General features: G+C 59.1%; 8 protein-coding genes and 1 tRNA gene. All 9 read right to left on the bottom strand.

The window, feature by feature from the left end:
* Window positions 1-19: 19 nt before the first annotated feature.
* Entirely contained in the window at window positions 20-4,090 is a 4,071-nt protein-coding gene (rpoB, locus tag DNJ95_RS17655) for a DNA-directed RNA polymerase subunit beta (RefSeq protein ID WP_131186038.1), read from the bottom strand.
* A gap of 210 nt (window positions 4,091-4,300) precedes the next feature.
* Complete coding sequence (gene rplL / locus DNJ95_RS17660) at window positions 4,301-4,669, bottom strand: 50S ribosomal protein L7/L12 (RefSeq protein WP_131186039.1); 369 nt, start codon at window positions 4,667-4,669, stop codon at window positions 4,301-4,303.
* 73 nt (window positions 4,670-4,742) lie between these two features.
* Window positions 4,743-5,243: a 50S ribosomal protein L10 gene (rplJ, locus tag DNJ95_RS17665; protein ID WP_131186040.1), complete on the bottom strand. Its 501-nt coding sequence runs from the start codon at window positions 5,241-5,243 to the stop codon at window positions 4,743-4,745.
* A gap of 203 nt (window positions 5,244-5,446) precedes the next feature.
* Window positions 5,447-6,142, bottom strand: a complete 696-nt coding sequence (gene rplA, locus DNJ95_RS17670; RefSeq protein WP_131186041.1) for a 50S ribosomal protein L1 — start codon at window positions 6,140-6,142, stop codon at window positions 5,447-5,449.
* Complete coding sequence (gene rplK, locus DNJ95_RS17675; protein ID WP_131186042.1) at window positions 6,142-6,573, bottom strand: 50S ribosomal protein L11; 432 nt, start codon at window positions 6,571-6,573, stop codon at window positions 6,142-6,144. The genes rplA and rplK overlap by 1 nt, the downstream gene beginning before the upstream one ends.
* A 114-nt stretch (window positions 6,574-6,687) precedes the next feature.
* Window positions 6,688-7,221, bottom strand: a complete 534-nt coding sequence (gene nusG / locus DNJ95_RS17680) for a transcription termination/antitermination protein NusG (RefSeq protein WP_131186043.1) — start codon at window positions 7,219-7,221, stop codon at window positions 6,688-6,690.
* A 9-nt stretch (window positions 7,222-7,230) separates the two neighbouring features.
* Window positions 7,231-7,599 carry a preprotein translocase subunit SecE gene (gene secE / locus DNJ95_RS17685; protein WP_131186044.1) on the bottom strand — a complete coding sequence of 123 codons (369 nt, stop codon included), beginning with the start codon at window positions 7,597-7,599 and terminating at the stop codon, window positions 7,231-7,233.
* Between the two features lie 35 nt (window positions 7,600-7,634).
* A tRNA-Trp gene (locus DNJ95_RS17690) sits at window positions 7,635-7,710 on the bottom strand.
* A gap of 52 nt (window positions 7,711-7,762) precedes the next feature.
* The coding region (locus DNJ95_RS17695) for an EF-Tu C-terminal domain-related protein (protein WP_244944429.1) at window positions 7,763-8,421 on the bottom strand (659 nt) is incomplete at its 5' end.

Here is an 8,421-nt window from a genome sequence, read left to right on the forward strand (position 1 = left end):
TCGCGAAGGCGGTGCGTGGTTATTCGGTTTCCAGATCGATGTCGATACCCAGGGAACGGATTTCCTTGATCAACACGTTGAAGGACTCGGGCATGCCGGCCTCCATGCGGTGATCGCCGTCCACGATGTTCTTGTACATCTTGGTCCGTCCGTTCACATCGTCCGATTTCACTGTCAGCATTTCCTGCAGGGTGTAGGCGGCGCCATAAGCTTCCAGCGCCCAGACCTCCATTTCCCCGAAACGCTGACCACCGAACTGCGCCTTGCCGCCCAGCGGTTGCTGGGTGACCAGGCTGTAGGAGCCGGTGGAGCGGGCATGCATCTTGTCGTCGACCAGGTGGTTCAGCTTGAGCATGTACATGTAGCCGACCGTGGTGGTGCGCTCGAAAGCGTTACCGGTACGGCCGTCGAACAGTTGCATCTGACCGCTTTCCGGCAGATCAGCCAGCTTCAGCATCGCCTTGATCTCTCGCTCCTTGGCACCGTCGAAGACCGGAGTGGCCATCGGTACGCCAGCCTTGAGGTTGCTCGCCAGATCGAGGATTTCCTGGTCGCTGAAACTTTCCAGGTCTTCCTGGCGACCACCGATCTCGTTGTAGATCTCGCTCAGGAATTTGCGCAGGTCGGCGATCTTGCGCTGCTCTTCGAGCATGCGGTTGATCTTCTCGCCCAGCCCCTTGGCCGCAAGGCCCAGGTGGGTTTCGAGAATCTGCCCGACGTTCATCCGCGACGGTACGCCCAGCGGGTTGAGGACGATATCGACCGGCGTGCCATAGGCATCGTGCGGCATGTCTTCGACCGGCATGATGACCGAGACCACACCCTTGTTACCGTGGCGACCCGCCATCTTGTCACCTGGCTGGATGCGACGCTTGATTGCCAGGTAGACCTTGACGATCTTCAGCACGCCCGGCGCCAGGTCATCGCCCTGCTGCAGCTTGCGCTTCTTGTCTTCGAACTTGTCGTCCAGCAGTTGCCGGCGGTCCGACAGATAGGCCTGAGCCTTCTCCAGTTGCTCGTTCAGAGCATCCTCGGACATGCGCAGCTTGAACCACTGGCCATGCTCGATATTGTCGAGGACCTCGTCGGTGATGACCGTGCCCTTTTTCAGGCCCGCGCCACCTTCGGCGTTGGCGCCGACCAGTGCCGAACGCAGACGCTCGAACGTGGCGCCTTCGACGATACGGAATTCCTCGTTGAGGTCCTTGCGGATCTCGTCGAGCTGCATCTTCTCGATGGCCAGGGCGCGGGAGTCACGCTCGACGCCATCGCGGGTGAAGACCTGCACGTCGATGACGGTACCCTTGGTGCCGGTCGGCACGCGCAGGGAGGTGTCCTTGACGTCGCTGGCCTTCTCACCAAAGATCGCACGCAGCAGTTTCTCTTCCGGCGTCAGTTGCGTCTCGCCTTTCGGTGTTACCTTGCCGACCAGGATATCGCCAGCGCCGACTTCGGCACCGACATAGACGATCCCCGCCTCATCCAGCTTGTTCAGCGCGGCCTCACCGACGTTCGGGATGTCCGCGGTGATCTCCTCCGGGCCGAGCTTGGTATCGCGGGATACGCAGGTCAGTTCCTGGATATGGATGGTGGTGAAGCGGTCTTCCTGGACCACGCGCTCCGAAAGCAGGATGGAGTCTTCGAAGTTGTAGCCGTTCCAGGGCATGAAGGCGACGCGCATGTTCTGACCCAGTGCCAGTTCACCCATATCGGTGGACGGGCCGTCGGCCATGATGTCGCTACGCGCCACCACATCACCCTTGCTCACCAGCGGGCGCTGGTTGATGCAGGTGTTCTGGTTGGAACGGGTGTATTTGGTCAGGTTGTAGATGTCGACACCGGCCTCGCCCGTCTCGACCTCGTCATCATGCACGCGCACGACGATGCGGCTGGCATCGACCGAGTCGATCACTCCACCACGGCGAGCCACCACGCAGACACCGGAGTCACGGGCGACGTTGCGCTCCATGCCGGTACCGACCAGCGGCTTGTCCGAGCGCAGGGTCGGGACCGCCTGGCGCTGCATGTTCGAGCCCATCAACGCGCGGTTGGCGTCGTCGTGCTCGAGGAACGGGATCAGCGACGCGGCGACGGAAACCACCTGGCGAGGGGAAACGTCCATCAGCGTGACGTCTTCCGGCGCCTTGACGGTGAACTCGTTCAGGTGACGCACGGCCACCAGTTCATCGACAAGCTTGGTACCTTCGAGCTTGGCACTGGCCTGGGCGATGACATGGTCCGCCTCTTCGATCGCCGACAGGAAGACGATCTCGTCGGTGACGTTGGCGTCCTTGACCACACGGTACGGGCTTTCCAGGAAGCCGTACTGGTTGGTACGAGCGTAGGCAGCCAGCGAGTTGATCAGGCCGATGTTCGGACCTTCAGGGGTTTCGATCGGGCACACGCGGCCATAGTGGGTCGGGTGTACGTCACGGACTTCGAAGCCTGCGCGCTCGCGGGTCAGGCCGCCCGGGCCGAGTGCGGAGACACGACGCTTGTGGGTGATCTCGGAGAGCGGGTTGTTCTGGTCCATGAACTGGGAAAGCTGGCTGGAACCGAAGAACTCCTTCACCGCCGCCGCGACCGGCTTGGCGTTGATCAGGTCCTGCGGCATCAGGCCTTCGCTTTCGGCCATGGACAGGCGCTCCTTGACCGCCCGCTCGACACGCACCAGGCCAACGCGGAACTGGTTCTCGGCCATCTCGCCGACACAGCGCACGCGACGGTTGCCCAGGTGGTCGATGTCGTCGACGATGCCCTTGCCGTTACGAATGTCGACCAGCGTCTTGAGCACTGCGACGATGTCTTCGCGGCTCAGCACGCCCGAACCCTCGATCTCGGCACGACCGATACGGCGGTTGAACTTCATGCGGCCCACGGCGGACAGGTCGTAACGCTCGGGTGCGAAAAACAGGTTGTTGAACAGCGTCTCGGCGGCGTCCTTGGTTGGCGGCTCGCCAGGACGCATCATGCGGTAGATCTCGACCAGTGCTTCGAGCTGGTTGGTGGTCGAGTCGATCTTCAATGTATCGGAGATGAACGGACCGCAGTCGATATCGTTGGTGTACAGCGTTTCGAAACGCACCACCTGGCCCTTGACCAGCTTGGCCATCAGTTCGACGGTCAGCTCGGTGTTGCACTCGGCGAGGATTTCACCGGTGGCCGGATGCACGATGGCCTTGGCCGTGGTACGGCCCAGCACGTAATCCATCGGCAGTTCGAGTTCCTTGATGCCGGCCTTGTCGAGCTGGTTGATATGGCGCGCAGTGATGCGGCGGCCCTGCTCGACCAGCACCTTGCCGCTTTCATCACGGATATCGAATGCGGCGATCTCGCCACGCAGGCGCTGCGGCACCAGTTCCAGGGTCAGGTTTTCACCCTTCACGTGGAACACGTTGGTGTCATAGAAGGCATCGAGGATTTCCTCGGTGCTGTAACTCAGGGCGCGCAGCAGCACCGATGCCGGCAGCTTGCGGCGACGGTCGATACGGACGAAGACCGCGTCCTTCGGATCGAACTCGAAGTCCAGCCAGGAGCCGCGGTAGGGAATGATGCGCGCGGAGTACAACAGCTTGCCGGAGCTGTGGGTCTTGCCACGGTCGTGGTCGAAGAACACACCCGGAGAGCGGTGCAACTGGGAAACGATGACACGCTCGGTACCGTTGATGATGAAGGTACCGTTCTCGGTCATCAGGGGGATTTCCCCCATGTAGACTTCCTGCTCCTTGATGTCCTTGATGGCCTTGCTCGACGACTCCTTGTCGAAAATGATCAGGCGCACACGCACACGCAGTGGCACGGCGAAGGTCACCCCCCGCAGCACGCATTCCTTCACATCGAAGGCAGGATCACCCAGGCGATAACCAACGTACTCCAGCGCTGCATTGCCGGAGTAGCTGATGATCGGAAAGACGGATTTGAAAGCGGCATGCAAGCCAATGTCGCGGAACTGATCCTTGTTCAGTCCCGCCTGCAGGAATTCGCGGTACGAATCCAGCTGGATGGCCAAAAGGTACGGCACGTCCATCACGTGCGGTAACTTGCTAAAGTCCTTGCGGATACGTTTTTTCTCAGTGTATGAGTAAGCCATCAGCGTTCCCCAGCTTGGTCACCTGCTTGTGCTGGCCCCTCCTGCGGAGGTAGCCAAAAATCTTGCGAATCCGAGATCCGCTCCACCCTCGGGTGGCATCCGTCATAGGGCCCACCAGGGGCACAGCTATAACGGAAAAAGGCCGGTGGCAAGAGCCACCAGCCATCAGCCTTACGCGAAGCGTTTCGGCTGTAGACGCAAAATCGTCGCTTACTTGAGCTCGACTTTGGCGCCAGCTTCTTCCAGAGCTTTCTTGGCAGCTTCGGCTTCTTCTTTCGAAACGCCTTCCTTGACGACGCCCGGGGCACCGTCGACAACAGCCTTGGCTTCTTTCAGGCCCAGGCCGGTCAGTTCGCGAACAGCCTTGATCACGTTGACCTTCTTGTCGCCAGTTTCAGTCAGAACGATGGTGAATTCGGTTTGCTCTTCGACAGCGGCAGCAGCCGGGCCGGCAGCGGCGACGGTAGCGGCGGCGGCGGTAACACCGAACTTCTCTTCGAAAGCCTTGATCAGCTCGACAACTTCCAGAACGGTTTTCTGGGCAACTGCTTCGATGATTTCTTCGTTGGTCAGAGCCATGACTCTAGTTCCTGTCTTGGGGACGGCCTGTGGCCATCAAATAAGTATTGAATCGCGAAAAACCATGCGCCGATCAGGCAGCAGCGGCTTCTTTCTGATCGCGAACAGCCGCCAGAGTACGAGCCAGCTTGCTGGTAGCGCCTTGGATAACGCTCATCAGCTGGGAAATGGCTTCGTCATAGGTCGGCAGGGTTGCCAGTACGTCGATCTGGTTGGCTGCGAGGAACTGACCCTCGAATGCAGCGGCCTTGATCTCGAACTTGTCCTGACCCTTGGCGAATTCCTTGAACAGACGGGCGGCAGCGCCTGGGTGTTCGTTGGAGAATGCGATCAGGGTCGGGCCTTTGAACACGTCGTTGAGCACATCGTATGGCGTGCCTTCAACAGCGCGCTTGAGCAGGGTGTTACGCACGACACGTACGTACACGCCAGCTTCGCGGGCCTCTTTACGGAGTCCGGTCATGGCCCCCACAGTCACGCCACGGGCATCGGCCACGACAGCGGAAAGGGCAGCTTTGGCAGCCTCGTTGACTTCAGCGACGATGGCTTTCTTGTCTTCGAGTTTGATTGCCACGGGTTTTACTCCTGGATGTTACCGGTTCATCCGGCCAAGGCCGGACGCGATTTGGTGTCTGATTCGGTATGAATCGGGAGCACCTCTGCGTAGGCTCTGGAAGACTCCATCTTTTAAGACTTGCGTCGCCTACGGTCTTGGATAGCCCCCGCCAGGCAGGGACCCCAATTTTCAAGCCAGGCCCGCTCACGCGGGCCGGCAAATCATGCCTCGAGGGAAGCCTGGTCGATGATCAGACCCGGACCCATGGTGGTGCTCAGCGTTACACGCTTGACGTAGATACCCTTGGAAGTCGAGGGCTTCAGGCGCTTCAGGTCGGACAGCAGGGCTTCCACGTTCTGTTTGAGCTGACCGGCTTCGAAACCTACCTTGCCAACCGAGCTGTGGATGATGCCATTCTTGTCCGTACGGAAACGCACCTGGCCAGCTTTGGCATTTTTCACGGCAGTAGCGACATCCGGAGTCACGGTGCCAACCTTGGGGTTCGGCATCAGACCACGGGGGCCAAGAACCTGACCCAATTGACCAACAACGCGCATTGCATCAGGAGATGCGATGACTACGTCATAGTTCAGGTCGCCGCCCTTCATTTCGGCAGCCAGTTCATCCATGCCGACGCGATCAGCACCAGCAGCCAGAGCAGCTTCTGCGGCAGGCCCCTGGGTGAAGACAGCAACGCGAACAGTCTTACCGGTACCGTTCGGCAGAACGGTAGCGCCACGAACGACCTGGTCGGACTTGCGAGGATCGACGCCCAGGTTGATGGCGATATCGAAGGACTCGGTGAACTTGACGACAGACAGTTCGGAAAGCAGTTTTGCTGCGTCTTCGAAAGCGTATTGCTTGCCTGCTTCGATCTTCTCAGCGAAAACCTTCTGACGCTTGGTCAATTTAGCCATTACACGCCCTCCACGTTCAGACCGATGCTACGAGCGGAACCAGCGATGGTACGCACGGCAGCTTCCAGATCAGCAGCGGTAAGGTCTGCATTCTTGACCTTGGCGATCTCTTCCAGTTGGGCACGGGTAACAGTACCGACTTTCTGAGTATTGGGGCGAGCCGAACCACTGGCGACACCGGCGGCCTTCTTCAGCAGAACGGCAGCGGGGGTGCTCTTGGTTTCGAAAGTGAAACTGCGGTCGCTATACACAGTGATGATCACTGGAGTCGGCAGGCCGGGCTCCTGGCCCTGGGTACGCGCGTTGAACGCCTTGCAGAACTCCATGATGTTCACACCATGCTGACCCAGTGCAGGGCCAACGGGGGGCGACGGGTTGGCCTGACCGGCCTTTACCTGAAGCTTGATGTAAGCTTGAATCTTCTTAGCCATAGCTACTCCGTTACGGGTATTAGCGCCTTGCGGCTCCCCTTCTCTTGCTTGAGTATCCCAGTGACAACAAAACCCCGCAGCCGGTAGCTGCGGGGTACGGGATCACACCATCTATCAGACCTTTTCGACCTGACTGAACTCCAGCTCTACCGGAGTAGAGCGGCCGAAAATGAGCACGGCAACCTGAATGCGGCTCTTCTCGTAATTGACTTCTTCGACCACACCATTGAAGTCTGCGAATGGGCCATCGGCCACACGCACAACCTCGCCCGGCTCGAACAGCGTCTTTGGCTTGGGCTTGTCGCTACCATCAGCCACACGACGCAGAATCGCATCGGCTTCCTTGTCACTGATCGGCGCCGGCTTGTCCGCCGTACCGCCGATGAAACCCATCACCCGGGGAGTATCCTTCACCAGGTGCCAGGTACCTTCGTTCATCTCCATATGAACCAGCACATATCCAGGAAAGAATTTGCGTTCGCTTTTGCGCTTCTGGCCATTACGCATTTCAACCACTTCTTCAGTGGGAACCAGAATTTCGCCAAACTCGTCTTCCATGCCGGCAAGCTTGACACGCTCTATCAGGGAACGCATTACATGCTTCTCGTAACCCGAGTAAGCATGCACGACATACCAACGCTTAGCCACGAGACACCCTTAACCTACGACCATGGAAACCAGCCAACCCAGCAGGGAATCCAACCCCCACAGCAGCAACGCCATGATCAAAACAACCACTACCACGATAAGCGTGGTCTGAGTCGTTTCCTGGCGAGTCGGCCATACGACCTTGCGAATCTCGACACGCGCTTCCTTCAAAAGAATGAAGAATGCGCGCCCCTTCGCAGTCTGAAAAGCAATGGCCGCCGCAACTGCCGCCACCGCAAGCAAAGCCAGAACCCTATAGAGGATTGGCTCTGCCGAGTAATACTGGTTACCGACCACACCAACCAGAACCAAAGCAGCCACAACAAGCCACTTGACCAAGTCGAAGCGCGAGTCACTGGCTTCAGCTTTGACATTCATCTGCTAGAACCTTGTTAAGACTGCCACCTTGAAAGTGGCAGGCCAGGAGGGAATCGAACCCCCAACCTGCGGTTTTGGAGACCGCCGCTCTGCCAATTGAGCTACTGGCCTAGAAAAAGTCAGGCCGACTATTATGCCGACCTGAAAGGACTAGATCAACTACTTATTCGACGATCTTGGCGACCACGCCGGCGCCGACGGTACGACCACCTTCGCGGATAGCGAAGCGCAGGCCGTCTTCCATGGCGATCGGCTTGATCAGGGTGACAACCATCTTGATGTTGTCACCCGGCATGACCATCTCGACGCCTTCCGGCAGCTCGCACGAACCGGTCACGTCAGTGGTACGGAAGTAGAACTGCGGACGGTAGCCCTTGAAGAACGGAGTGTGACGACCACCCTCTTCCTTGGACAGAACGTACACTTCAGCTTCGAACTTGGTGTGCGGCTTGATCGTGCCCGGCTTGGCCAGAACCTGGCCACGCTCGACCTCGTCACGCTTGGTGCCACGCAGCAGGACGCCGCAGTTCTCACCAGCACGACCTTCGTCCAGCAGCTTGCGGAACATTTCCACACCGGTGCAGGTAGTCTTGGTGGTAGGACGCAGACCGACGATCTCGATCTCTTCCTGAACCTTGACGATACCGCGCTCGACACGACCGGTTACCGCGGTGCCACGACCGGAGACCGAGAACACGTCTTCGATCGGCATCAGGAACGGACGGTCGATCGCACGAACCGGCTCGGGAATGTAGGTATCCAGCGTCTCGACCAGCTTCTTCACCGCGGTGGTGCCCAGCTCGTTGTCGTCTTCGCCGTTCA

It is taken from the genome of Stutzerimonas kirkiae, assembly GCF_004327335.1.
Taxonomy (GTDB): Bacteria; Pseudomonadota; Gammaproteobacteria; order Pseudomonadales; family Pseudomonadaceae; genus Stutzerimonas; species Stutzerimonas kirkiae.

Coding starts and splice junctions, on each gene's coding strand:
- rpoB (WP_131186038.1), bottom strand. CDS start 4,090: ATGGCTTACTCATACACTGAGAAAAAACGTATCCGCAAGGACTTTAGC.
- rplL (WP_131186039.1), bottom strand. CDS start 4,669: ATGGCTCTGACCAACGAAGAAATCATCGAAGCAGTTGCCCAGAAAACC.
- rplA (WP_131186041.1), bottom strand. CDS start 6,142: ATGGCTAAATTGACCAAGCGTCAGAAGGTTTTCGCTGAGAAGATCGAA.
- rplK (WP_131186042.1), bottom strand. CDS start 6,573: ATGGCTAAGAAGATTCAAGCTTACATCAAGCTTCAGGTAAAGGCCGGT.
- secE (WP_131186044.1), bottom strand. CDS start 7,599: ATGAATGTCAAAGCTGAAGCCAGTGACTCGCGCTTCGACTTGGTCAAG.